At 61.3% G+C, this 24,274-nt stretch carries 18 protein-coding genes, 1 pseudogene and 2 riboswitches; of the genes and pseudogenes, 13 read left to right on the plus strand and 6 right to left on the minus strand.

What is annotated here, in order from left to right; genetic code table 11:
- Positions 1–142: 142 nt before the first annotated feature.
- The 3 genes and pseudogenes from B723_RS19210 (at position 143) to nfuA (ending at position 4,210) form a co-directional block, all read left to right on the plus strand.
- Positions 143–2,439 (plus strand): annotated as a pseudogene (locus B723_RS19210) (fatty acid cis/trans isomerase).
- A 94-nt stretch (positions 2,440–2,533) separates the two neighbouring features.
- Positions 2,534–3,568: an acyltransferase family protein gene (locus B723_RS19215; protein WP_017339170.1), complete on the plus strand. Its 1,035-nt coding sequence runs from the start codon at positions 2,534–2,536 to the stop codon at positions 3,566–3,568.
- A gap of 57 nt (positions 3,569–3,625) precedes the next feature.
- Positions 3,626–4,210: a Fe-S biogenesis protein NfuA gene (gene nfuA, locus B723_RS19220; protein WP_017339169.1), complete on the plus strand. Its 585-nt coding sequence runs from the start codon at positions 3,626–3,628 to the stop codon at positions 4,208–4,210.
- A gap of 169 nt (positions 4,211–4,379) precedes the next feature.
- Here nfuA and cobM read toward each other — a convergent pair whose 3' ends face one another.
- From cobM to B723_RS19240, 4 genes are all read right to left on the minus strand, one after another.
- A complete protein-coding gene (gene cobM, locus B723_RS19225; RefSeq protein WP_017339168.1) occupies positions 4,380–5,126 on the minus strand; it encodes a precorrin-4 C(11)-methyltransferase in 747 nt (248 codons plus the stop codon).
- Between the two features lie 83 nt (positions 5,127–5,209).
- Positions 5,210–5,623: a cobalamin biosynthesis protein gene (locus tag B723_RS19230; RefSeq protein WP_017339167.1), complete on the minus strand. Its 414-nt coding sequence runs from the start codon at positions 5,621–5,623 to the stop codon at positions 5,210–5,212.
- Complete coding sequence (locus tag B723_RS19235; protein ID WP_017339166.1) at positions 5,620–6,324, minus strand: CbtA family protein; 705 nt, start codon at positions 6,322–6,324, stop codon at positions 5,620–5,622. Before B723_RS19235 ends, B723_RS19230 begins: the two co-directional genes overlap by 4 nt.
- Before the next feature lie 11 nt (positions 6,325–6,335).
- Positions 6,336–6,539: a CbtB domain-containing protein gene (locus B723_RS19240; protein ID WP_017339165.1), complete on the minus strand. Its 204-nt coding sequence runs from the start codon at positions 6,537–6,539 to the stop codon at positions 6,336–6,338.
- A 120-nt stretch (positions 6,540–6,659) separates the two neighbouring features.
- Positions 6,660–6,887, minus strand: a riboswitch (cobalamin riboswitch).
- A gap of 238 nt (positions 6,888–7,125) precedes the next feature.
- Positions 7,126–7,338, plus strand: a riboswitch (cobalamin riboswitch).
- A gap of 102 nt (positions 7,339–7,440) precedes the next feature.
- Here B723_RS19240 and cobW point away from each other — a divergent pair.
- The 5 genes from cobW to B723_RS19265 all read left to right on the plus strand — a co-directional run bounded on the left by cobW (position 7,441) and on the right by B723_RS19265 (position 16,045).
- The gene (cobW, locus tag B723_RS19245) at positions 7,441–8,502 is read left to right on the plus strand and encodes a cobalamin biosynthesis protein CobW (protein ID WP_017339164.1); all 1,062 of its coding nucleotides are present in this window, start codon (positions 7,441–7,443) and stop codon (positions 8,500–8,502) included.
- A gap of 3 nt (positions 8,503–8,505) precedes the next feature.
- Entirely contained in the window at positions 8,506–12,399 is a 3,894-nt protein-coding gene (gene cobN, locus B723_RS19250; RefSeq protein ID WP_017339163.1) for a cobaltochelatase subunit CobN, read from the plus strand.
- A 180-nt stretch (positions 12,400–12,579) separates the two neighbouring features.
- The gene (locus B723_RS19255) at positions 12,580–13,581 is read left to right on the plus strand and encodes an ATP-binding protein (RefSeq protein WP_017339162.1); all 1,002 of its coding nucleotides are present in this window, start codon (positions 12,580–12,582) and stop codon (positions 13,579–13,581) included.
- On the plus strand, positions 13,506–14,246 hold the full coding sequence (locus B723_RS19260; RefSeq protein ID WP_017339161.1) for a vWA domain-containing protein: 741 nt from the start codon (positions 13,506–13,508) through the stop codon (positions 14,244–14,246). The genes B723_RS19255 and B723_RS19260 overlap by 76 nt, the downstream gene beginning before the upstream one ends.
- Before the next feature lie 152 nt (positions 14,247–14,398).
- Entirely contained in the window at positions 14,399–16,045 is a 1,647-nt protein-coding gene (locus B723_RS19265) for a phospholipase D-like domain-containing protein (protein ID WP_017339160.1), read from the plus strand.
- Positions 16,046–16,126: 81 nt separating this feature from the next.
- Here B723_RS19265 and B723_RS19270 read toward each other — a convergent pair whose 3' ends face one another.
- Positions 16,127–17,350 carry an NADH:flavin oxidoreductase/NADH oxidase family protein gene (locus B723_RS19270; RefSeq protein ID WP_017339159.1) on the minus strand — a complete coding sequence of 408 codons (1,224 nt, stop codon included), beginning with the start codon at positions 17,348–17,350 and terminating at the stop codon, positions 16,127–16,129.
- A gap of 77 nt (positions 17,351–17,427) precedes the next feature.
- Between B723_RS19270 and B723_RS19275 the strand changes: the two genes are divergently transcribed.
- A complete protein-coding gene (locus B723_RS19275) occupies positions 17,428–17,838 on the plus strand; it encodes a MerR family transcriptional regulator (RefSeq protein WP_017339158.1) in 411 nt (136 codons plus the stop codon).
- Here the strand turns inward: B723_RS19275 and B723_RS19280 are convergent.
- On the minus strand, positions 17,822–19,363 hold the full coding sequence (locus B723_RS19280; protein ID WP_017339157.1) for an MFS transporter: 1,542 nt from the start codon (positions 19,361–19,363) through the stop codon (positions 17,822–17,824). The genes B723_RS19275 and B723_RS19280 overlap by 17 nt on opposite strands.
- A gap of 165 nt (positions 19,364–19,528) precedes the next feature.
- Here B723_RS19280 and B723_RS19285 point away from each other — a divergent pair, with 165 nt between their 5' ends.
- The 4 genes from B723_RS19285 (at position 19,529) to B723_RS19300 (ending at position 24,267) form a co-directional block, all read left to right on the plus strand.
- Positions 19,529–20,395: a LysR family transcriptional regulator gene (locus tag B723_RS19285; RefSeq protein ID WP_017339156.1), complete on the plus strand. Its 867-nt coding sequence runs from the start codon at positions 19,529–19,531 to the stop codon at positions 20,393–20,395.
- Between the two features lie 315 nt (positions 20,396–20,710).
- A complete protein-coding gene (locus tag B723_RS19290) occupies positions 20,711–22,270 on the plus strand; it encodes a TerC family protein (protein ID WP_017339155.1) in 1,560 nt (519 codons plus the stop codon).
- 433 nt (positions 22,271–22,703) lie between these two features.
- Positions 22,704–23,552 (plus strand): transporter substrate-binding domain-containing protein, encoded by an 849-nt coding sequence (locus B723_RS19295; RefSeq protein WP_017339154.1) that lies wholly within the window; start codon positions 22,704–22,706, stop codon positions 23,550–23,552.
- Between the two features lie 52 nt (positions 23,553–23,604).
- A complete protein-coding gene (locus B723_RS19300) occupies positions 23,605–24,267 on the plus strand; it encodes an amino acid ABC transporter permease (protein WP_017339153.1) in 663 nt (220 codons plus the stop codon).
- Positions 24,268–24,274: the final 7 nt, after the last annotated feature.

Genomic DNA, 24,274 nt, shown 5'->3' on the forward strand with positions numbered 1-24,274 from the left:
AAGGCCATGACGAAGGGCCGGAATCATAGCAAACCTGTGCGCTTTTAGAGCATGTTCGGTTTTTGCATGAATATCGTTCATGTTGGTGTGGGCGCTGTCTCGGTAGAATCGCGGCGTTTTTTCAAGGATCGGGAACAGAGACATGTCGTATCGCGTCGTCATCAGCAGTGTATTGCTGGTTTTAAGCTGGGGCGCCGTGGCGCAGGATCCGGCAATTTCTGCTGCCATTTCCTACAGTCGCGACATCCAACCGATCTTCACCGAAAAGTGCGTGGCCTGCCATGCCTGCAATGACGCCCCCTGTCAGCTCAATCTGGGCAGTGGCGAAGGTGCTGCGCGCGGCGCGTCGAAAGTCTCGGTCTACGACGGCGAACGCAGCCAGGCTGCCGCACCGACCCGGTTGTTTTATGACGCGTTCGGCCAACACGCCTGGCAGCAAAAAGGCTTTAACCGGTGCTCGACGCCCAGGGCAGCCAGGCCGCATTGATGGCGCGCATGCTGGAACTGGGTCACAAGACGCCTCTGGCGCCCAACGCCAAATTGCCGGAAGACATCGTCCTGGGTCTGAACCGGGAAAACATATGCGCGATGCCGGCCGAGTTCGGCGGTTACGCCAGCGCTCATCCGAAGGAGGGCATGCCGCTGGCGGTCACCGGCTTGACCGATCAGCAGTACCAGACCCTGCAACGCTGGCTGGACTCGGGCGCGCCGATCGATGAGCAGGGCTTGGTGCCGTCGACGAAAGAAGCCTTGCAGGTGGTGCAATGGGAAAACCTGCTCAACTCGCCGGGCGCCCGCCAGAGCCTGGTGGGGCGCTGGTTGTTCGAACACTGGTTCCTCGCCCACCTTTACTTCAAGGACGGCGAGCCGGGGCATTTCTTTCAGTGGGTGCGTTCGCGCACACCGACCGGCCAGCCGATTGACCTGATCAACACGCGCCGCCCGAATGACGATCCGGGCACGCAGGTGTATTACCGCTTGCGGTCGGTGCAGGGCGTGATCGTGCAGAAGACCCACATCACTTATCCGCTGAGCGCGGCGAAGATGGCGCGGATCAAAAGCCTGTTCTACAGCGGCAACTGGCAGGTCTACGCCTTGCCGGGTTACGGGCCGGAGCGCCGGGCCAACCCGTTCACCACGTTCGAAGCGATACCGGCGCAGGCGCGTTATCAGTTCATGCTCGATAACGCCGAGTACTTCGTGCGCACGTTTATCCGCGGGCCTGTGTGCCGCGGCCAGATTGCCACCGATGTGATTCGCGATAACTTCTGGGCGCTGTTCCAGGCGCCGGAACACGATCTCTACATCACTGACCCGAACTACCGCGGGCAAGCCACGCCATTGCTGGCGATGCCGGGCCAGAACGACGACGTCGGCAGTGTCCTGAGCCTGTGGCATGACTACCGCGACAAGCGCAACGAGTACGAGGCGCTGCGTCGCGACAGCTACGCCGATGCGCCGGCGCCGAGCTGGTCGACCTTGTGGGCTGGCAACGACAACGCGCTGCTGACCATCTTCCGTCATTTCGACAGCGCATCGGTGAACAAGGGCCTGATCGGTGACGTGCCGCAAACCATGTGGTTGTTCGATTTTCCACTGTTGGAGCGCACGTATTATCAGTTGGCGGTCAACTTCGACGTGTTCGGCAACGTCTCCCATCAAGCACAGACCCGCCTGTATTTCGACCTGATCCGCAACGGCGCCGAGCAGAATTTCCTGCGTCTGATGCCCGCCGATTCCCGGGACGACTTTCTCGACGACTGGTACCAGAGCGGCGGCAAATTCAAGATGTGGCTGGACTATGAAGCCATCGACAACGACAAGCCGACGGCGCTGAAACTCGACGAGAAAGACCCGAAGCGCGACTTTGCGATGCAGTTGCTGGCTCGCTATGGCGAGCTCAACGCCCATCCCGATCCGATCAACCGCTGCGACGGCGCGTATTGCTCGCGACCGAACATTGACCCGGCGTTACAGAGCGCCGAGCAGGCCTTGAGTCGCCTGGTGTCGCGTCCGGCAGCAGGCCTGAAGGTCATCGATCAACTGCCGGAAGCAACGATGTTGCGTATCGAGTCCAGGAGCGGCAAGCGCGAGGTCTACAGCCTGTTGCGCAACCGCGCGCACAGCAATGTGGCGTTCCTGTTGGGGGAATCGCTGCGGTATCAACCGGGGCTCGACACGCTCACCATTTTCCCCGGCGTACTCAGCAGTTACCCGAACTTCATGTTCAATATTCCGGCCGAGCAAGTGCCAGCTTTTGTAGAAGCGATGGAAAACGCCAAAGACGCCAACCGTTTCGAGAAAATCGTCGAGCGCTGGGGAATTCGCCGCAGCCATCCGCAGTTCTGGTTTTACTTCCATGACTTGAGCAAGTACGTCCACGAAACCGACCCGGTGGAAGAGGGCGTGCTGGACATGAACCGCTACGAGAATCTTTGATCGACTTTTGACAGATGCCTGATGTCCCAATCTGAAGGAACCGTAGAAACCCTGTGGGAGCGGTGGATGGCGGAACGGAACGGGAGGGCGGTCAATGTTGATTTCAGTGCAGGCACTGCGCGCGCTCGCGGCCTGGACGGTGGTTTGCCACCATTTCATGCAGATTTTCTTCGACTTCAAGGCCCGTGGTCCGATCGGTCAGATGTTCATCGACAAGGGCGCGGTGGGCGTCGATGTCTTCTTCGTTATCAGTGGCCTGGTGATATTCCTCTCCACCGAGGGCAAGTCGCTGCCGCCGGGGCGGTTCCTGCTGTATCGGCTATTTCGCATCGTGCCGGCGTATTGGCTGTACACGGTGCTGATGGCGCTGGTGGTGGTATTCGCACGACCGGTGCTACCGGATCAGACGGTCGACTGGTCGCATTTCCTTCTGTCGTTGCTGTTCATTCCTACGGAAAACCCCGGCGGTTACGGGATATATCCGACGCTCAATGTCGGCTGGACCCTTAACTACGAAATGCTCTTCTACCTGCTGTTTGCCTGGGCGTTGCTGTTCCGTTTGCAGGCGCGGTTGCTGATCGTCGCGGCGCTGCTGTTTGCGGTGTGTCAGGCGTGGACTGGCTATGGCTGGATCAGCGAGTTTTACCGCTCGGACATCGTTTATGAGTTTCTGCTGGGGATTGCCATCGGCATGATCTACCGCCGTGGTTGGATCAAGCCCGCGCTATGGCTGCCATTGCTGGGGATTGGCGCTGCGCTGCTGGCGATTTATTACCTGGCGCCGCAGCCGCGGTTTTTTGCCTGGGGCCTGCCGAGCGCATTGCTGGTGATGGCGTGCATGGCGCTGGAGCGCTTTTTCGCGAACAGTCGGGTGTTCAAACTGCTCGGCGATTGTTCCTACTCGGTGTACCTGATGCACGTGTTGGTGCTGTCTGCCGGAGGATTTGTCGCACAGCGTTATGGCGTAAACCCCTACGTGATGTTCGCCGTTTGCGTCGCGACCATTGGCCTGGCGTCGTGGGCAAGTTACGAATGGGTGGAAAAAAGCAGCTATCGGTGGCTTAAAGCGAGGATTGACGGCGAAACGTCTGATCGGGGCGAACCGGCGCTTTCCCGACAAAAATACTAGGACTTTGTACGGCGCGATGATTGGCGTAAACTGCGCCCAAGCCTGCGAGGAGTTTCCATGACCGCTATTACCATCACCGACGCCGCCCACGATTACCTGGCTGATCTGCTCTCCAAGCAGAACACCCCGGGCATCGGCATCCGCGTCTTTATCACACAGCCTGGCACCCAGTACGCCGAGACCTGCATTGCCTACTGCAAGCCGGGCGAAGAAAAACCCGAAGACACTGCGCTGGGGCTGAAGAGCTTCACCGCTTACATCGACTCGTTCAGCGAAGCATTCCTGGACGACGCGGTTGTCGACTACGCCACCGACCGCATGGGCGGCCAGCTGACCATCAAGGCGCCAAACGCCAAAGTCCCGATGGTCAATGCCGACAGCCCGGTCAACGAGCGCATCAACTATTACCTGCAAACCGAGATCAACCCGGGGCTCGCCAGCCACGGCGGTCAGGTCAGCCTGATCGATGTGGTCGACGACGGCATCGCCGTGTTGAAGTTCGGCGGCGGTTGCCAGGGCTGCGGCCAGGCAGACGTCACCCTTCGCGAAGGCATCGAGCGCACCTTGCTCGAGCGCGTTCCCGAGCTCAAGGGTGTGCGTGACGTGACCGACCATACGCAGAAAGAAAACGCCTACTACTAAGGTGTTCGCTGCCGAAACAAATAACGGCACTGTGGCGAGGGAGCTTGCTCCCGCTCGATTGCGAAGCAATCGCAAAGCAGTTGGCGCATTTTCCCGTGATGAATGCGTTGACTGATGTTGGGACCGCTTCGCGGTCCAGCGGGAGCAAGCTCCCTCGCCACATTTCGCTTTATGGTCGATACAAATGTGCATGTCCGGCCCGGTAAAGCGATGACTCACTGAAGTGATCGCTACCCAACACCCGGCCCACCAGAATCAGCGCTGTACGCCGAAACCCCTTCGCCTCAACCTTCCCGGCAATGTCCGCAATCGTCCCCACCACCCAGTCCTGGTCCGGCCAGGTCGCCCGGTGAATTACCGCAATCGGACAGTCCGCGCCGTAATGCGGCAGCAATTCAACCAGGATTTTCTCCAGATGATTGACCCCAAGATGGATCGCCATGGTCGCCCCATGTTGCGCCAGACTGCCGAGCTCTTCACCCGCGGGCATCGCCGTCTTGTCGGCGTATCGAGTCAGGATCACGCTCTGTGACACGTCCGGCAACGTTAGCTCCGCACCCAAAAGCGCTGCACAGGCCGCCGTGGCCGTGACACCAGGAATGATTTCAAACGGAATATCGAGCTCACGCAGGTAGCGAATCTGTTCGCCGATCGCGCCATAAAGGCTTGGGTCGCCAGAATGCACCCGCGCCACATCCTGGCCATTGGCATGGGCGGTCTTGATCAGTTCGATGATCTGTTCCAGGTGCAGTTCGGCGCTGTTGACCACCTGTTCGGCATTATGGCCTTCCAGTACGGCGGCAGGCACCAGGGAGCCGGCGTAGATGATCACCGGGCAACTGCGGATCAGCCTCTGGCCTTTGACGGTGATCAGTTCCGGGTCGCCGGGACCTGCGCCAATGAAGTAGACGGTCATCGTCGTTTCCTGTCAGAAAAAGGGCCTGGGCAAGGCTTCAGATGAAGATTGCTCATGATCGAAGGCGGGGATTATCGAGGATTTTACGCGGCGCACGCCAATGCCAGGGTGGCCTGGGCGTATTTTTGTCGCGAGATCAGCAGTTTTGCCGGTGCCTGAGCCAGTTGTTCAGCGAGGGCGAGGGCGGCGCTTTCGGCTACGCCATAGCAGCCAGTGCGCTCAAAAGCGATGTCCGAGCGGTGGCTGAGTTGTGGTTGATAACCGGCCAGTTGCTCACTGCTGAAATACATCAAGGGCAGCGCGAGTTGTGCGGCGAGCTCGATCAGGCCAGGTTCGTCGCGCTTCAGGTCGATGCTGGCCAGGGCCTTGATCTGGTGAAGTCCGATTTGATGCGCCTGTAACGCCTGATCGAGTAACGCCCGCAGCGTGCTGACAGGGCAGCCGCGCTGGCAGCCCAGGCCGACCACTAAAGTCGGCGCTGTGCTGGTCTGCGTCATGCGTGGTATTGGCCATCGCTTTTGCGGCGGAACAACCAGGCACTGATCAGGCCCAGGGCCAGCCAGAACGCCACGTTGGTCAGCTGCGAAGCGATTTTGAACTGGGCTTCCAGGGCTTCCGGCGCGAGCATCGAGTGCACTTCCGGTTGCGGGGCGCCAATGACGTGGGGAACGGCGAGAATCGCTACGCCCAGTACCTTCATCAGCCAGTGACGGCTGAACACGATCAGCGCGATGCCGACGGCGGTCGACGCTGCCGTGCCGATCCACCAGATTTGCCGTTGTGCCAGGTCCGCCGCGGCAGTGCCCGGCAGTTCCGGTGGCAGGCCGAGTGTCGGCGCCAGTACAAACGTCGCGTAACCGGCCAGGCCCCAGAGCAGGCCCTGGGAGGTTTTGGTCGGCGCACGCAAGGTGTAGAGGCCGGCGAGCATCAGGGCGAAACCTACGGCTACCACCAGGTTGCCGCCGGTCGTCGACAGCACGCGCTGCCAGCCGTCTTCCGGTTCCCAGGCTTCGGCATCGTGGGCGTGAGCGGCGGTGCCAGCGGCGTGCTCATGAACTTCAACAGCGGCCGGCTCGGATTGTTCGTAAGTCTCGGCCTGCAAAATCAGCGGTGCGACCCAGAAGCTTTGCAGCAGGGTCAGCAACAGGGCGGCCAGCAGCCCGGTGAAGCCTGCGGTTTGCGCGATACGCTTGATCATGTCGACAGGTCTCAATGGCACGGGAAGGCGGAGCTGTGACGGGTATCGTGCGCGGCATTGTGCACGGCTTCGATGTGCGAGAAACCGGCAAAATACACGAGGCACGCGCCAAGGATCGATGCGCATACGGCAGCGGTCAGGCGTTGGGTCAGGGTCGTGGTGGTGCTGGCGGTGCTCTTATCGGTGTTGCTGCCGGTGCTGCTGATGATCGACATGGCGCTTCCCTCTGGTCTGTCAGCGGGTGAATAGAGCGCATGGAAGACCCCTGCGAATCGGGCTCGCAGAGGTTCAAACAGCGCCCGCCCACCGCGGGTTTGTTATTCAGTGAACGTAATCGTCACTTTGTGTTGCGGGCCGGTCTCCGGGCTCGCGAGGGGCTTTGGCATCAGCCGAAACCTGCAAGCGTCACCTTCCCATGCCGAACTGCTGGCACAGTGGATCTGACGCTTCGCTCGCTTACCGTTGCGGGGGCAGCACCGGACTGACATGGCTTTGAGTAAAGCACATGATTCACCGGTTTCCCGTTTCACCCTGTGAAGGGCACCCGTAACAAGGCGTGTAGGAGAGCATGGGCGGGGGTTGGGCGTCAATTGGCAAGGGTTCTCAACTCGGGGGCAAGGGCAAGGAGTGTTACCTGTGGCGAGGGGATTTATCCCCGTTCGGCGGCGAAGCCGTCGCAAAACCTGCTTGCGGGGCCCTGAAGGAATGCAGGGGGCCGCTTCGCAGCCCAACGGGGATAAATCCCCTCGCCACAGGGGATTGCAATCAACTGACGGACATTGACCCGCCCACGCACCATGCGTAGCCTTGCGCTTTCGAGGTTCTTCGGCGTTTGCCGAAGCTAAGAAGGGAACGCGGTCGATGCCGCGGCTGCCCCCGCAACTGTGAACGGTGATGTTCGCTGCCACGCCACTGCACGCTCCAGCCCTGGAGCCCGCGGGAAGGCGCAGCCAACGCCAGTCTAGCGACAGGCACACCGTCAGCCAGGAGACCTGCCTCGACACGAATTCTCACTACAACCGGGCGGGGTGATCCGGTGGCGAAATCTTCCGCGCGCCTGCCTGTGCAGCCGCGGTCGTCGTCCCGTATGCCCGCCACCTTGCCAAAGGGCATCCGATGAAAACACTGGCCAAACTCCCCGTCACCATCGTTACCGGCTTCCTCGGCTCGGGCAAAACCACTTTGCTGCGGCACATGCTCGACAACGCTCAGGGCCGCCGCATCGCGGTGATCGTCAACGAGTTCGGCGAACTGGGCATCGACGGCGAAATCCTCAAGCAATGCTCGATCGGTTGCACCGAAGAAGAAGCCAACGGCCGGGTCTATGAGCTGGCCAACGGCTGCCTGTGCTGCACCGTCCAGGAAGAATTCTTCCCGGTGATGCGCGAACTGGTTGCCCGTCGCGGCGACCTCGACCACATCCTGATCGAAACCTCCGGCCTGGCCCTGCCAAAGCCTTTGGTGCAAGCCTTCCAGTGGCCGGAAATCCGCAGCGCCTGCACGGTTGACGCGGTGATCACCGTCGTTGATAGCCCGGCCGTTGCCGCCGGCACGTTCGCGGCCTTCCCGGACCAGGTCGACGCCCAGCGTAAACTCGACCCGAACCTGGACCACGAATCGCCCCTGCACGAGTTGTTCGCCGACCAACTGGCCAGCGCCGACCTGGTGATTCTCAACAAGGCCGACCTGATCAGCCCCGAAGACCTGGCTCGCGTGCGCCTTGAAGTCGCCGAAGAACTGCCGCCCGCGGTGAAAGTCATCGAAGCCAGCAGCGGTCGCCTGCCACTGGAGGTGCTGATCGGCCTCGGCGCCGGTTCCGAAGAGCACATCGACGGCCGTCACAGCCATCATGATCACCACCATGAAGGCGAAGATGATCACGATCACGACGCGTTCGACTCCATTTCCATCGAGCTGCCACAAGCCGACGAAAGCCTGCTGATGGACGCGCTGACCCAACTGGTGGTCAAGCACGGCATCCTGCGGGTCAAGGGTTTCGCCGCCATCCCGAACAAACCGATGCGTCTGCTGATCCAGGGCGTGGGCACGCGTTTCGACAAGCACTTCGACCGTCAGTGGGGCGCCGACGAAGCGCGCACCACGCGTCTGGTGTTGATCGGTCAGGAGCTGGACGCCGGGCAACTCGAAGCGCAATTGCGCGCTGCGCTCAGCGTTTAACCCATGCACCTGCTCAGGACCCAGCCCGGCGGTTTCGTGTCGGACGACAACATTGCCGACCTTGGACAAACCCCCGCCGAGCTGGTGATCCTGTGCAGCGGCGATTCCAGCCTGGCGTTGCTCGCCGAAGCGGCGCAGCAGTTACCGGACGATTACCCGAGTGTGCGTCTGGCCAACCCGATGCAGGTGCAGAACCACGCCTCGGTCGACTTGTATGTCGATGAAGTACTGCGCCACGCCAAGGTGATTCTGATTTCGTTGCACGGCGGCATTGCCTATTGGCGTTACGGCGTCGAGCGTCTGGTCGAGCTTTCGCAGCGCGGCGTGCAGCTGATTCTGGTGCCCGGCGATGATCGCCCGGACCCGGAACTCAGCGACCTGAGCACGGTGAAACCTGAGGACCGTGATCGACTCTGGCATTACCTGCGCCAGGGCGGCATGGCCAACGCCCTCGATCTGTTTCGCTGCCTGGCCAATCGCTGGCTGGACCGCGACTATGCGTGGGCCGAGCCACAAACCCTGCCGCGTACGGCGATCTACCACCCGCAAAAAAGCCCCGCCACATTGAGTGATTGGCAGACTGACTGGCAAACCGGTCAGCCGGTGGCAGCGGTGCTGTTTTACCGCTCGCATTTGCAGGCGGCGAACACTGCGTTCATTGATATTTTCTGCCAGCGTTTGCAAGCGGCGGGGTTAAACCCCTTGCCGATTGCCGTGGCCAGTTTGAAGGAGTCCGGCTGCCTGACGGTGGTCGAGGACTGGCTGGATGAAGTCGAAGCAGGGGTGATTCTCAACACCACCGGTTTCGCCCAGTCCAGCCCCGAAGCCCCGCACTTGCGACCGTTTCGCCGCAACATCCCGGTGATCCAGGCGATCTGCGCCCAGGACAACGAACCCGGTTGGCGGGCCAGCGAACAGGGCCTCGGCCCGCGGGATCTGGCGATGCACATCGCGCTGCCGGAACTGGACGGACGGATCATCAGCCGCCCGATCAGCTTCAAGGACCTGGCGTGGCGCAGCGAGCGCAGTCAGTCCGATGTGGTGTGCTACCGGCCACAACCGGAGCGCATGGATTTTGTCGCCGAACTGGCGCGGCGCTGGATCGATCTGGCGCGGGTGCCGAACAGCGAAAAACGCATCGCCCTGATCCTCGCCAATTACCCGACCCGTGACGGGCGCATTGGCAATGGCGTCGGCCTCGATACACCTGCTGCCGCATTGAATATCCTCCGTGCGTTGCACGCACAAGGTTATCCGCTGCCTGTTGAATTGCCGGACAGCGGCACCGCGTTGATCCAGCAATTGCTCGGCGGTGTCAGCAACGATCTCGATACCCTCGACCAGCGTCCGTGTCATCAAAGCCTGGCGCTGGACGACTACAACTCGATGTTCGACGCCTTGCCCGAGGCCAATCGCCAGGCCGTGCTGGAACGCTGGGGCACGCCCGAAAGCGATCCGATGTTCCGCGGCGGACGGATGATGATCGCCGGGCTGCGTTTAGGCCTGACCTTCATCGGCATTCAACCGGCGCGCGGTTATCAGGTCGATCCGAGCGCGGTCTATCACGACCCGGACCTGGTGCCGCCCCACGGCTACCTGGCGTTCTATTTCTGGTTGCGCAACACCTATGGCGCTCACGGCGTGATCCACGTCGGCAAGCACGGCAACCTCGAATGGCTGCCGGGCAAAGGCGTGGGGCTGTCGGAGAACTGCTGGCCGGACGCGTTGCTCGGGCCGCTGCCGAACATCTACCCGTTTATCGTCAACGATCCGGGCGAGGGCGCCCAGGCCAAGCGTCGCACACAAGCGGTGATCATCGATCACCTGATGCCACCGCTGACCCGTGCCGAGACCTACGGCCCGCTGCGCAACCTTGAGTTGCTGGCCGACGAATATTACGAAGCGCAATTGCTGGATCCGCGTCGCGCCCGCGAATTGCAGCGCGACATCCTGCAACTGGTGCGCGACACGCACATCGACCGCGAGCTGCAGCTGGACGAGAAGCTCGACAGCGATGCTGACGCGGCAATCTGGTTGCCGCGCCTCGACACCTACCTGTGCGATTTGAAGGAGTCGCAGATCCGTGACGGCCTGCACATCTTTGGCGAATCGCCTTCCGGGCGTTTGCGCATTGATACGTTGTTGGCGTTGTTGCGCATTCCTCGTGGCGATGGTCGTGGGGCGCAATCAAGTCTGTTGCGGGCGTTGGCCAAGGCTTTCGAGTTGGGTTTCGATCCGCTGGATTGTGCATTGGCAGAGCCGTGGGCCGGGCCTCGGCCGGATGCCTTGTCAGCGATCAGCGATGAACTTTGGCGTACGGCAGGCGATACCCGCGAACGCCTGGAACTGTTCGCCGCGCAACTGATCGAGCACACCCTGAATACCGACCCCGAACCCCGCGAGAACGAGCCTCTGTGGCGAGGGAGCTTGCTCCCGTTGGTTCGCGAAGCGGACCCAAAAAATGAGACTGCTGCGCAGTCCAGCGGGAGCAAGCTTCCTCGCCACACAAGCCCGTTCACCAAGAAGGCGGGTTGGGATGAGGTCAACGCCATCCTCGACAACCTGCACGAAGTGGTCGCACCTCGACTCGACGCCTGCGGCCCGGCTGAAATGCGCGGTCTGCTCGACGCCCTCGGCGGTCGTTTTGTTCCGGCCGGCCCTAGCGGTGCGCCGAGTCGCGGTCGCCTGGATGTGCTGCCGACCGGGCGCAATTTCTATTCAGTGGACGTGCGCAACCTGCCGACCACCACGGCGTGGCGCATCGGTTTCCAGTCGGCGAACCTGATTCTTGAGCGGCACTTGCAGGATCACGGTGATCACCTGCGTCAGCTCGGCCTGTCGGTCTGGGGCACTGCGACCATGCGCACCGGCGGCGATGACATCGCCCAAGCCATGGCGCTGATGGGCGTGCGCCCGGTCTGGGCGACGGGCAGTCAGCGCGTCGATGATTTCGAGATTCTGCCGCTGAGCTTGCTGGACCGTCCGCGGGTCGACGTGACCTTGCGTGTGTCCGGTTTCTTCCGTGATGCGTTTGCCAATCTGATCCGTCTGTTCGACGCCGCTGTGCAAGCGGTCGCCGCGCTGAATGAGCCGGAGGATCTTAATCCATTGGCTGCCAAGGTCCGCGCCGAGCGTGAAACGCTGCTGCAATCAGGGCTCGATGAGGAGGCGGCCAGGCGTCAGGCCAGTTGGCGCATCTTCGGCGCGAAACCCGGTGCCTACGGCGCGGGTGTGCAAGGCGCCATCGACGGTCGGTTGTGGCAAAGCCGCGATGACCTGGCCGAGGTGTACCTGAACTGGGGCGGTTATGCTTACGGCGGTTCCGACGAAGGCACTGCCGCCCGCGACCAGTTCGCTCAACGCCTGAGCCAGGTTCAGGCCGTGCTGCAAAACCAGGACAACCGTGAGCATGACTTGCTCGATTCCAACGACTATTACCAGTTCCAGGGCGGCATGCTCGCCGCCGTGGAAAGCCTGAGCGGCGAAGCGGCGGCCAGTTACCATGGCGATCACAGCCAGCCGGACTTGCCGAAGATTCGCACGTTGAAGGAAGAACTGAATCGGGTGATCCGCTCGCGGGCGGCCAACCCGAAGTGGATCGACGGCGTGAAGCGTCACGGCTACAAAGGCGCGTTTGAATTGGCGGCGACGGTCGATAACCTGTTTGCCTTCGACGCGACGACGCAGCTGATTGACGATCACCAGTACGCGTTGCTGGCCGATGCTTATTTGCTGGACCCGGCGACGCGGGATTTTGTCCGTGAGCATAATCCGCATGCCTTGCGTGACATGACCGAACGCATGCTGGAAGCACAGCAGCGCGGGATGTGGAAAGAGCCGGGCACATACCGCGAGGCGCTGGAGAATGTGTTGCTGGACATAGAAGAAGACACTTGATGCAAACCGTGAACCCTGTGGCGAGGGAGCTTGCTCCCGGCGGGCTGCGCAGCAGTCCCAACACCTGAAAGCACAGTCTGTCAGGCACAGCGCATTCTCAGGTTTTACGACTGCTTTGCAGCCGAGCGGGAGCAAGCGCCCTCGCCACAAAACATAGCCGACCATGACCGAGTATTGAAGATGACCGACACCCCGCATTTCCCGCTCTCCGCCGTGGTCGGCGCCGACGACTTGAAACTTGCCCTGTACCTCACCGCCATCGACCCGAAAATCGGCGGCGTGCTGATCGAAGGTCCGCGTGGCATGGCTAAATCCACCCTGGCCCGCGGTCTCGCGGACCTGCTCGCCAGCGGCCAATTCGTCACCTTGCCGCTCGGTGCCACGGAAGAACGCCTGGTCGGCACCCTCGACCTCGACGCAGCCCTGAGCGAAGGTCGCGCACAGTTCTCTCCCGGCGTGTTGGCCAAGGCTGACGGCGGAGTGCTGTACGTCGATGAAGTCAATCTGCTGCCCGATCACCTTGTGGACCTGCTGCTTGACGTCGCCGCCAGCGGCACCAACCTGATCGAGCGCGATGGCATTTCCCATCGGCATTCAGCGAAGTTCGTGCTGATTGGCACGATGAACCCGGAAGAGGGTGAGCTGCGGCCGCAATTGCTCGACCGCTTTGGCTTGAACGTGGCGCTCGGTGGCCATACCGCACCGGCCCAACGGGGCCAGATCATCCGCCGGCGTCTGGATTTCGACAGCGATCCGCAACGGTTCTGCGCCGAATGGGAGAGCCAGCAGCAGTCGCTGCGTGAACGTTGTGAGCGCGCGCGCCGCACGCTGGCGAGCATCCCCCTCGACGATGAAGCGCTGGCACAGATTACCGAGCGTTGTTTCGCCGCCGGTGTCGATGGCCTGCGCGCCGATCTGGTCTGGCTGCGCGCCGCCCGCGCCCATTCGGCGTGGCGGGGGGCGAGCGCCATTGCCGAAGACGATATCGACGCGGTGGCCGAATTTGCCTTGCGTCACCGTCGTCGCGAACAATCGCAGCCACCAGCGCCGCAGCAGGCCCAGCAACCCTCACCACAACATTCCAGCCCGAGTGAAGGCCAGGGCCAGTGGGGCGAAATGCCTGCCCAGGCGCTGCCGATCGGTGCCCGACGCGACGTGCCGAGCTGGCCAAAAAAGCCCTAGGCATTCGCCCTCGATCTGATGCGGGGGCGAATGCCAGACCCCGCGCCGGACCGCTGGCCAACGGCAAACAGGGCAAGCGTCAGGCTGCGCACAGCGGCTCGATCAACTGGCCCGGCACCTTGCTCAATGGCCGCCCTCGACAACGCCAGGATGTGCTGTTTCATGTGCGCACCCGTTCGCCCCACGAGTTGTGGCTGGTGATCGTCGACGCCTCGGCCTCGACACGCCGCCACCAGGCATTGAGCGATGCCAAGGGTTTGCTGGCACAACTGTTCGACGACGCTTACCGCCAGCGCGCGCGACTGGCGTTGTTGACGGCCAGCGGTCATGCACCCACGTGGCAAGTGCAGGGGTTAAGAGCTTCCAGCGGTTTACACGGTTGGCTCGATGGCCTCGGCGCGGGCGGTGGCACGCCGTTGCTGGCGGCGCTCGGCGAGGCGGGGCGATGGCTCGCGGCACGGCAAAAACGCTTTCCGGCGGAACAGCAGCGGTGGTTGCTGGTGACGGATGGGCGGTTGAAGGATTGGTCGGGGTTGCCGGCGCTAGAGTGCCCAGGGCTTTTGATCGACATTGAGCGCGGGCCGATTCGGTTGGGGCGGGCGCAGCAGTTGGCGGCAGAGTTGCAGGCAGATTATCGGCATATCGACGATTTGCTTTCAGGCTGAGTATTGTGTTGCCGCCACAGGGGATCGGTGAACACCGCAGATCTCTGGGGGAGCGAGCCTGCTCGCGATAGGGTCGCCTCGGTATCGGATAATCCCGACCAATGCGCAGCGCTGTCCTATGCTCTGAACGCCGCCATTCACAGGAGTGAAGCATGCGTGTTCTCGCCACAAACAGTCAGGACGATTTTCGCGTCAAGGCCTACGCCGGCACCAACGGCGTGCTGCTGGCCATGGACCTGGCCGAATCCCGTCGCACAGGCTTGCTGGGTTTTGCCATCGAAAAACAGCAGGGCAGCAAGCCCTGGTTGTTCCTGTTCAACAGCCTGACGTTTCCCGGCAAGACTCATACGTTCCCGCAGTTTCACGCCACCCCGAGCGATCTCGCGCCGTTGCAGAAATTTCGCTGGGCCGATTACGCGGTCAATCCGGGCATGACGATCCATTACCGGATTCACCTGGCGTACGGCAGCGCTGACGCACCGCAGCTGGGCGAGTTCCTGGAAGTGACCGTCACGTCCGACAATGGCCTGCCGCAGCATCAAAGTGTCATCTTCAACCGCGCGGTGGCCGCCAGTCAGGCGTTCCAGCGCAAGTTTCCCGACCTTGACGCACTGATCAGTGCCAACAAAAACCTGCCCATCGAGGCCTGGCCCGACGCCCCTCGGCAATGGCTGGAAAATGGTCTGCTCGGGCGCTTGCTGGGATTCATCGAGCGGGCGGTGGATGATCGGTGGGCGCTGGACATCGCCATTTACGAGTACGAGTTGCAGGTGATCGTCGATGCCGTCAACGCGGCGTTCGAGCGAGGCGTGCGGGTTCGTGTTCTGTATCACGCGCAACCCGACGATGACGACACCGCCATCAACGAAGCCAGCCTGGAAAAAATCCCGGCGGCCAACAAGCGCGGGCGAATCACCCACAACATCTTCCACAACAAATTCATGGTGCTGAGCCGGGTCGATGCAGCCGGGCAGCTTCAGCCCGAAGCGGTGCTCTGTGGCAGCACCAATTTCACACCCAATGGCGTTTATCGCCAGGCGAACGTGGTGCATGTGCTGGACGATGCCAGCGTCAGCGCCAGTTATCTGCGGACCTTCGAGCAGGTCTGGGCGACACCGGCCGACGTCGGCGCCACCCGGCAATGGATCACGCAACACAACCCGATGGGCCCACAGCAGCCGTTGTTCGCCGGCTTCTCCCCACGCTCGGGTCAAGGCGATTTGCGTGAGTTCGTCGAGATCATCACCGCCGCGAAAAAGGACGTGTTGTTCGTCACTGCGTTCGCGTTGCCCGACGACATCCTCAACGCCTTGCTCGGCCAGCCCCACGACGACATTTTGCGTTACGGCCTGCAAAACACCGCCAGCCGCATTACCGGTTTCCACGCCGACCGCAGCGCCGAGTTCGCCGCTACCGCGCTGCTCAACACCGGGCTGGAAGGCTGGCTTCGCGAGAACATGAAAGGCCAGAAGGGTAACCTGCTGGTGCACACCAAAGCCGTGGTCACCGACTTCACCAGCGACGCGCCGACGATCATCAGCGGCAGCCACAACCTCAGTGCTGCGGCCAGCAATGGCAACGACGAAAACTACCTGATCGTTCGTGGCGATACCGACCTGGCTGATCGTTACGGTTTGGAGTTGCTGCGGTTCTACGAGCATTACCGCTTTCGCTATTTCGCCAGGAAGCTTGCGCTGAAGCAGGTCCATCCGCTGACGGCGGATGACAGCTGGACCCATGACTATTACGTCGCGGGGGATTTGCGGCAGCTCTCGCGACTGCGTTTCTCCGGCCGATAGGGTCGGCGCGATCTCCCAGCGTCAGCGAGACCAGGCAGTCCCTATCAACTCGATCACTTCATCCTTTGAACCCACCTTCGATTATTTGCCCATCGCCTGCCGGTACTGCCGCGTACGGCGGCTGATGTACAAGCGGTCGAGGATCAGCGCCCAGACCGCCGACACTGCAGGTCGCGGCGTGCGTCCGCGGCTCAATCGATGGAGCTGGAATTTCACCACTGCCATGCTCGCCAGCGCCGCTAACGGCTTGCGTTTCCAGCGGATCGGCGGCAGTTGCGGATGGCTGTCCTGGCCTTCGCGCCAGTGTTTGACCAACTGCGGTTCGAGGGCCAGCGCCGTGCCGATGCCGGCCATGGCGATGCCGCTGTCGAGCACCTGTTCGACGATCGCCAGGCGTCGAATGCCGCCCGTCACCATCACTGGCATGCGCGCCACGCTGGCCAGTTCGCCGGCCATCTCCAGAAAGTACGCTTCCCGCGCCAGGGTCCGGCCATCGCGCGCCTCGCCTTGCATGGCCGGGGCTTCGTAGCTGCCGCCCGACAACTCCAACAAATCGATCTGCAAATCGTTGAGCCACTGAATCACTTGTCGGGCGTCTTCGGCATCGAATCCGCCGCGCTGGAAGTCGGCGGAGTTGAGCTTCACCGCGACACAAAACTGCGGCGACACGGATTGGCGAACGGCGCGGACAACGTCCAGCAGCAGACGCGCGCGATTTTTCAGGGCGCCGCCCCAACAGTCAGTTCGACGGTTAGTCAGCGGCGACAGGAACTGACTGAGCAGGTAACCGTGTGCCGCATGAATCTGCACGCCGGTGAACCCGGCTTTTTCAGCAAGTGCAGCGCTGGTGGCGAAGCGTGTGATCACCTCGGCGATATCGTCTTCGGACATCGGTTTGGGTTCGGCAAACATCCTGGAAAATGAACCAAGATCCAGCGCTACCGCCGAGGGCGCCCACGCTTGCTGGCCGAGGTTGGCCATGGTCTGGCGCCCCGGATGGTTGAGCTGCATCCAGAAGTGCGCACCACCGAAACGGCCAATCGTTGCCCATTGGCGAAAGCGTTCCATGTCGCGACCATCTTCCAGCACCACGCCACCGGGGCCGGTCATCGCACGACGATCGATCATCACGTTACCGGTCAGCAACAATCCGGCTTCGCCCCCGGCCCAGGCCTGATACAACCGAAACAGCGCATCGGACGGCGCCTGTCCGGTATCGGCAAGGTTCTCTTCCATTGCCGCTTTGGCAATGCGATTGCCGATGGTCTGGCCGTTGGGCAAATTCAACGCTTGGAAGGGCGACATGCTTGACTCCTCATCAGTGAAGAGCAGAGGCTAAGCTTAAAGTTAACTTTAATGTCAAGCAGGCAAATGAGGCTGAGATGAAGATTGGTGAATTGGCGCAGTTAAGCGGGTTTAACCCGTCGCGCATTCGGTTTTACGAAGCCCAGGGCCTGATCCAGAAAGTGGAACGCCGGGCGAACGGCTACCGGCATTATCCCGAGCAGGTCTTGCAAACGCTGTATCTCATCCAGTGCGCGCAGCAGGCCGGGTTCAGTCTGGAAGAGTTGAAACAGTTGATGCCAGACACCGCGACCGGGGAATTCAAGCACGACGAACTGATGGCGGGTCTCCAGCGCAAAGTCGAGCAGATTGAAGAAATGCAGCGGCACCTGGCGCAGAGCAAGTCAAAGCTGTTGGCGGTGATCGACGATATTCAGGCGAAACCCGACGGCATGGGCTGCGACGCCAATGCCGTACGGGTGCTGGCTTCATTCAAGCATTCGCGTTAATGGCGGCGGCCGATGGCGCGAGGATCGGATTGCGCATCAGCGTGCCCACCACCAGCGCTCCCAGCAATGCCAGTAAGCCGGCGATCAACAGCAAGAGACTGAAGCCGCCGACGAACGCCTGCCGGGCCAGCGGTTCGACGAGGCTGCGCGCGGTTTCCGGCAGCAGGCCCAGCGCCGCCGTCATGTCGCCGGCCACCACCCGCGAGGCGATGCCCTGGGTCTGGTCTTGCCATTGCGTCCCCTGTGCCGACAGACTGGCGCGCAGCAATTGCTCGGTATGACTGGACAGCAACGCTCCGTACACGCCGATAGCCAGCACGATTGCGCTGAAGCGCATGGTGGTGCTCATGCCCGACGCCATGCCGGTGCGCTCCCGCGGCACGCAGGCCATGATGTTTTTCTGTGTATCGCCATTGAGCAGCCCGGCACCGGCGCCCGTCACGGCAATGGCCAGGGCGAAGGGCAGGTATCCGCCGCTGCTGACCGCCCAGGCGCTCAGCAGGTTGCCACTGCCGACCAGGGTCAAACCGGTGGCCATCAACGTCGCCGGGGCAAAACGGCTGGCCAGGCGCACGCCGATACGCGGGCAAACCAGCATGGTCAGTGCAAACGGCAACATCCCCAGCCCTGAAGCGATGGCCGAGAAACCCAGGCCGTTCTGCAGATAAAACGGCAGCAACGTCATCATCACCTGGGCGCAGCCGGCATAGGCAAACATGCCCAGCAGCGCACCGATGAAGCGTGGGTGCTTGAACAATTGCAGGTCAACCATCGGCCGCTGCTGCATCCGCTCGATCACGACAAACAATCCCAACAACAGCGCGCCGCCGATCATTCGGGTGTAGGTGGTCGGGTTGTTCCAACCGATCCGGTTGGCCTCGATCAGGCCCCAGATCAGGCACAGCAGACTGGCACTGAACGCCAGGCTGCCCCAGGGATCGAGGCGTGCGGATTGGGGATCGCGAGATTCCGGCACCGCGCGCCAGACCATCAGCATCAGGAACAGGCCCACTGGCAAATTGAGGTAGAAAATCCAGCGCCAGCCGATGTATTCGGTAATCAGCCCGCCAATGGTCGGCGCAGCGGTCATTGCCACGCCCATGCACGCGCCCCAGAACGCCCAGGCTTTCGCCCGCTCAACCTCATCGTGAAAGGTGTGGCCGATGGAGGCGAGCGCCGAGGTCAGCAACAACGCCGCACCGACGCCTTTGATTGCCCGGGCGATGTCGAGGAACAACGCCGTGGGTGCCGCGCCGCAACCGATGGACGCGAGAATGAACAAGCCCAGGCCACAGAGCAGGGTTTTCTGCCGACCGAAGCGGTCGGCGATGCTGCCTGCCGGTAACAGCAGGGCGGCGAAAGCGAGCATGTAGGCGCTGACCACCCATTCGATATCGGCAAAGTTCGCACCCAGGTCCCGGGCAATGGTGGGCAGGGTGACGGCGACGATGTTGGTGTCGAGGACGATCAGCGAGCAGACGCCGGAAGCCGTCAACAACGTCAGACGCGGACTGACGCGGCTCATGATGTGATTGCCTTTTGAGCAAGGCCATTGATCGCGGAAGTGCTAAGGGGTTTGACGTACATGGCATGGGCTCTCTACTGTGATTGCACCACGAGCTTATCGCGACCGTTTGCTGTCATTGTTAGCCGGAAAACGGGACTTCATTACCTTTGAGCTAATGCACCGATGGATATACGGCATTTCCGCTATTTTCTGGCCGTTGCCCGGCAAGGTAACTTCACGCGCGCCGCCGAACAGCTCGGTATCGCACCGCCGACCCTGACTCGGCAGATCCAGGACATGGAGAACGAACTCGGCACGCGCCTGTTCGTGCGCCAGACACGGGAAGTCAGCCTGACCGAAGCCGGCGCTGCGCTGGTGATCGAAGCTGAAGCGACGGTGCGGCAATTCGAATACGCCCAGCAAAATGCCCAGCGCGCCGGACGCGGGGATATAGGCCATATCGAACTGGGTTACGTGGCCTCGGCGGTGTACTCGGGATTGCTGCAAAAGCAGGTGCAGGCTTTCAGTCGCGAGTGTCCGGACGTCAGCCTGAATGTGCGCGAAAGCCCCATGGTGTCGTTGCCGACGATGGTGCTCGAAGGGCGATTCGACATCGGTTATGTCCGCTCACCCATGACCTTGCCCGAGGGCCTGGACGCCATCCGCCTCGACGCGGAAGGCTTTGTGCTGGCGCTGTCGAGCGAATCCTGGTTGTGCCGTTTGACCGAGATCGGCCCGGAGCATCTGCAGGCCGAGACGTTCATCCTGCCGGAACAGATCAGCGGCACCTTGCAAGTCGCTGCCGAGGGCGGGTTTGCACCGAAACTGGGCGCGCAACCCGGCGGGCTGGTGGCAGTGCTGGCGCTGGTGTCGCTGGGGCAGGGCGTGGCGGTGGTGCCGGAGTCGGTGGTCGGGCATGTCGGTTTGCCTGGCGTGCTGTACCGGTCGATCAAAGGGTGTGAGGCGAGCTCGTGGTTGTCGTTGATTCATCGACGGTTCGAGAAATCAGCGGCGGTGGTGCGGTACATCGAGCGGGTGAAAAACCGCTGAAAGCAACAGCTTCGCGAGCAATCTGTCGGACATTGGAAATCCAGAGGTGTACAGATTTTGTAATGATTTCCGGCTGTAGGAAAAGTCGCTTTCACATGTACGCTCGAATGCCTTTTTCCTTTCAGGATTTGCATGAACACCCTTTTGGAGCCTCCCGGTTATCCTTCTTCTTCGCGCCACCGTGCGCGTTTGACACGCGTGAAACACCCGGTCTTTCGATTTCAGAACACCCTTGCCATTGCAACTCCACGGCCTCTGCGCCGCGCTTTGCCGTGTCCGGCATTCTGAATTCACTGAAGAGATCGAGACGTTTTTATGGAATGGATAGCTGATCCCACCGCGTGGCTGGGCCTGCTGACGTTGATCGTGCTGGAGCTGGTGCTCGGCATCGACAACCTGGTGTTTATCGCGATCCTCGCGGACAAACTGCCCCCCGAGCAACGCGACCGTGCGCGAATCATCGGTTTGTCACTGGCGCTGCTGATGCGCCTGGGCCTGCTGGCAAGTATTTCCTGGCTGGTGACCCTGACCCAGCCGCTGTTCGAAGTGTTCGACAAGAGCTTCTCCGGTCGTGACCTGATCATGTTGTTCGGTGGTGTGTTCCTGTTGTTCAAAGCGACCATGGAATTGCACGAGCGACTCGAAGGTCATGTTGGCGAACGCTCATCCAGTACGGCTTACGCGCAGTTCTGGCCGATCGTCGCGCAGATCGTGGTGCTCGACGCGGTGTTCTCCCTCGACGCGGTGATTACCGCGGTGGGCATGGTCGATGAACTGGCGGTAATGATGATCGCGGTGATCATCTCCATCGGCCTGATGATCGTCGCCAGCAAGCCGCTGACGCGTTTCGTCAACGCACACCCGACGGTCATCATGCTGTGTCTGGGCTTCCTGATGATGATCGGTTTCGCGCTGACCGCTGAAGGCCTGGGCTTCCACATTCCGAAGGGCTACTTGTACGCGGCCATTGGTTTCTCGATCCTGATCGAAATTTTCAACCAGATCGCCCGGGCCCGGCGCAAGAAGTCCATGCAGGGCCTGCGACCCATGCGTGAGCGTACGGCCCACGCTGTGCTGCGTTTGTTGGGCGGTCGCAAGTTGGCGGCGGAAGAGGTGGGCGAGGAGATCTCCGATCTGCTGGACAACGGCGAAGCACCGAGCGAGGAGCTGTTCGATCGCCGCGAGCGCGTGATGATCAGCGGTGTCTTGCAACTGGCCGAGCGTCCGATCCGCACGCTGATGACCGTGCGCGCCGATGTCGATCACATCGACCTGTCCGACGACGCGGAAGCCATCCGTGCACGGCTGATGCATTCGTCCTACTCGCGCCTGCCGCTGATTCGCGATGGTGCGGTGGATGAGCCGCTGGGCTTCGTGCACAAGAAGGAATTGCTCAAGGAATACCTGTCCGGCAACGAGCCAAACCTCGAGCACCTGGCGCGCAAGACCCTCAATTTGCTCGACAGTTATTCGATCCTCAACGCTCTGGAACAGATGCGCAAAGCCTCGACTCACATTGCCTTTGTGGTCAATGAATTCGGTGACTTCGTCGGCGTGCTGACCATGACCGACATTCTCGAATCGATTGCCGGTGAGTTGCCCGATGCCAGCGAAATCGAAGGTCCGGATGTGGTCGAGGAGAAAGGCGGATTCGTGGTCAGCGGCGCGCTGAACCTGGCGCGGGTGCGTCAGCGGACCGGGTTTGCTGCCGAACCTACCGACGACTATCAGACCCTCGCCGGACTGGTGGTGAGTCTGTTGGATCGGCTGCCGATGATTGGCGACAGCCATGAGTGGGAAGGCTGGCATTTGACAGTGGTGGCGGTTGAAGAGCGGCGGGTGACACGGGTTCGGCTGTTGCGGATCGGCCAGTAGTTTTTCTTTGGGTTTAAGGGCCTCATCGTCGGAACGCCGCCCGGAACAGACTCGCTCCCACAGGTATTGTATTACCCCTGTGGGAGGGGGCTTGGTCCGGGCGGCGTTCTGACGATGACAGTCTGATACCCGACCTGAAGTTCGCGGATATACAGATTCTGACAAAGCCTGCTCAATGAGCTTTGCTTTATTTTGATTCGCTGAACGTCAACTGTGGTGCAAATACCCGTCTTCTGTAGCCAACGGTAGCGCTACGCCATCGTCTCGATTCGTAACGCATTTTCCCCGAAAAATCCCATCCCACTGATTCAAAACACTTTTCAATCTCCCCTACATTCCTGTCACAACCTGTGGCACACTTTCTGCTGTCTATTCCGTTGTTACATACCTAGTTCCGGTATAGCGGAATAAACATCATCCTGGAGTGCTTGCCATGCATCGCCGACCTTCCTTGTTTAAAGCGTGTGTTTTTCTCTTTGCGGCTTCGGCTGCTGCCGTGGGCGTTGCCCAGGCGGCGGACAGCAAGCTCGACAGTGTGCTGGCCCGCGGGAAACTGATCGTGGGTACGGGCAGTACCAACGCGCCGTGGCATTTCCAGGGAGCGGATGGCAAGTTGCAGGGTTTTGATATCGATATCGGGCGGATGGTCGCCAAAGGGTTGTTCAACGACCCGAGCAAGGTCGAGTTTGTGGTGCAGTCATCCGATGCGCGGATTCCCAACCTGTTGACCGACAAGGTCGACATGAGCTGCCAGTTCATCACCGTGACCGCCAGCCGTGCGCAACAGGTCGCCTTCACGTTGCCGTACTACCGCGAAGGTGTCGGCCTGCTGTTGCCGGCGAACAGCAAGTACAAGGAAATCGAAGACCTCAAGGCGGCCAATGACAGCGTGACCGTAGCAGTGCTGCAGAACGTGTACGCCGAAGAGCTGGTGCATCAGGCGCTGCCCAAAGCCAAGGTCGATCAGTACGACAGCGTGGACCTGATGTATCAGGCGGTGAACTCCGGCCGTGCCGACGCCGCCGCCACCGATCAGTCGTCGGTGAAATACCTGATGGTGCAGAACCCCGGCCGCTATCGCAGCCCGTCCTACGCCTGGAGCCCGCAAACCTACGCCTGTGCCGTAAAGCGTGGCGATCAGGACTGGCTGAACTTCGTCAACACCACCCTGCATGAAGCCATGACCGGCGTTGAGTTCCCGACTTACGCGGCGTCCTTCAAACAGTGGTTCGGTGTCGATCTGCCTACTCCAGCCATCGGTTTCCCTGTCGAATTCAAATGATCCCGTGAGAGCGGGGCGGTGATGAATCGCCCCGTTCAAGGTACTGCTGACCATGAACTATCAGTTGAACTTTGCCGCCGTGTGGCGCGATTTCGACACCTTGCTGGCGGGGCTCGGTCTGGGCCTTGAGCTGGCGCTGGTGTCGATCGCCATCGGCTGCGTGATCGGCCTGCTGATGGCGTTTGCCTTGCTGTCAAAGCATCGCGCGTTGCGGGTGCTGGCATCGGTGTATGTGACGGTGATCCGCAATACGCCGATTCTGGTGTTGATTCTGTTGATTTACTTCGCCTTGCCGAGTCTCGGCATTCGTCTGGACAAGATCCCGTCGTTCATCATCACCCTGTCGCTGTACGCCGGGGCTTACCTGACCGAAGTGTTCCGTGGCGGCTTGTTGAGCATTCCCAAGGGGCAGCGCGAAGCCGGGTTGGCGATCGGTCTGGGCGAGTGGCAGGTCAAGGCCTACGTCACCGTCCCGGTGATGCTGCGCAATGTGTTGCCGGCGCTGTCGAACAACTTCATTTCGCTGTTCAAGGACACCTCGCTGGCGGCGGCGATTGCCGTGCCGGAGCTGACCTATTACGCGCGCAAGATCAATGTCGAGAGCTACCGGGTGATTGAAACCTGGATGGTCACTACAGCGCTCTATGTTGCGGCCTGTTACCTCATTGCCATGATGCTGCGTTACCTCGAGCAGCGTCTGGCGATCCGCCGATAGGAGGCCC

Source organism: Pseudomonas fluorescens NCIMB 11764 (genome assembly GCF_000293885.2).
Classification (GTDB): Bacteria; Pseudomonadota; Gammaproteobacteria; order Pseudomonadales; family Pseudomonadaceae; genus Aquipseudomonas; species Aquipseudomonas fluorescens_B.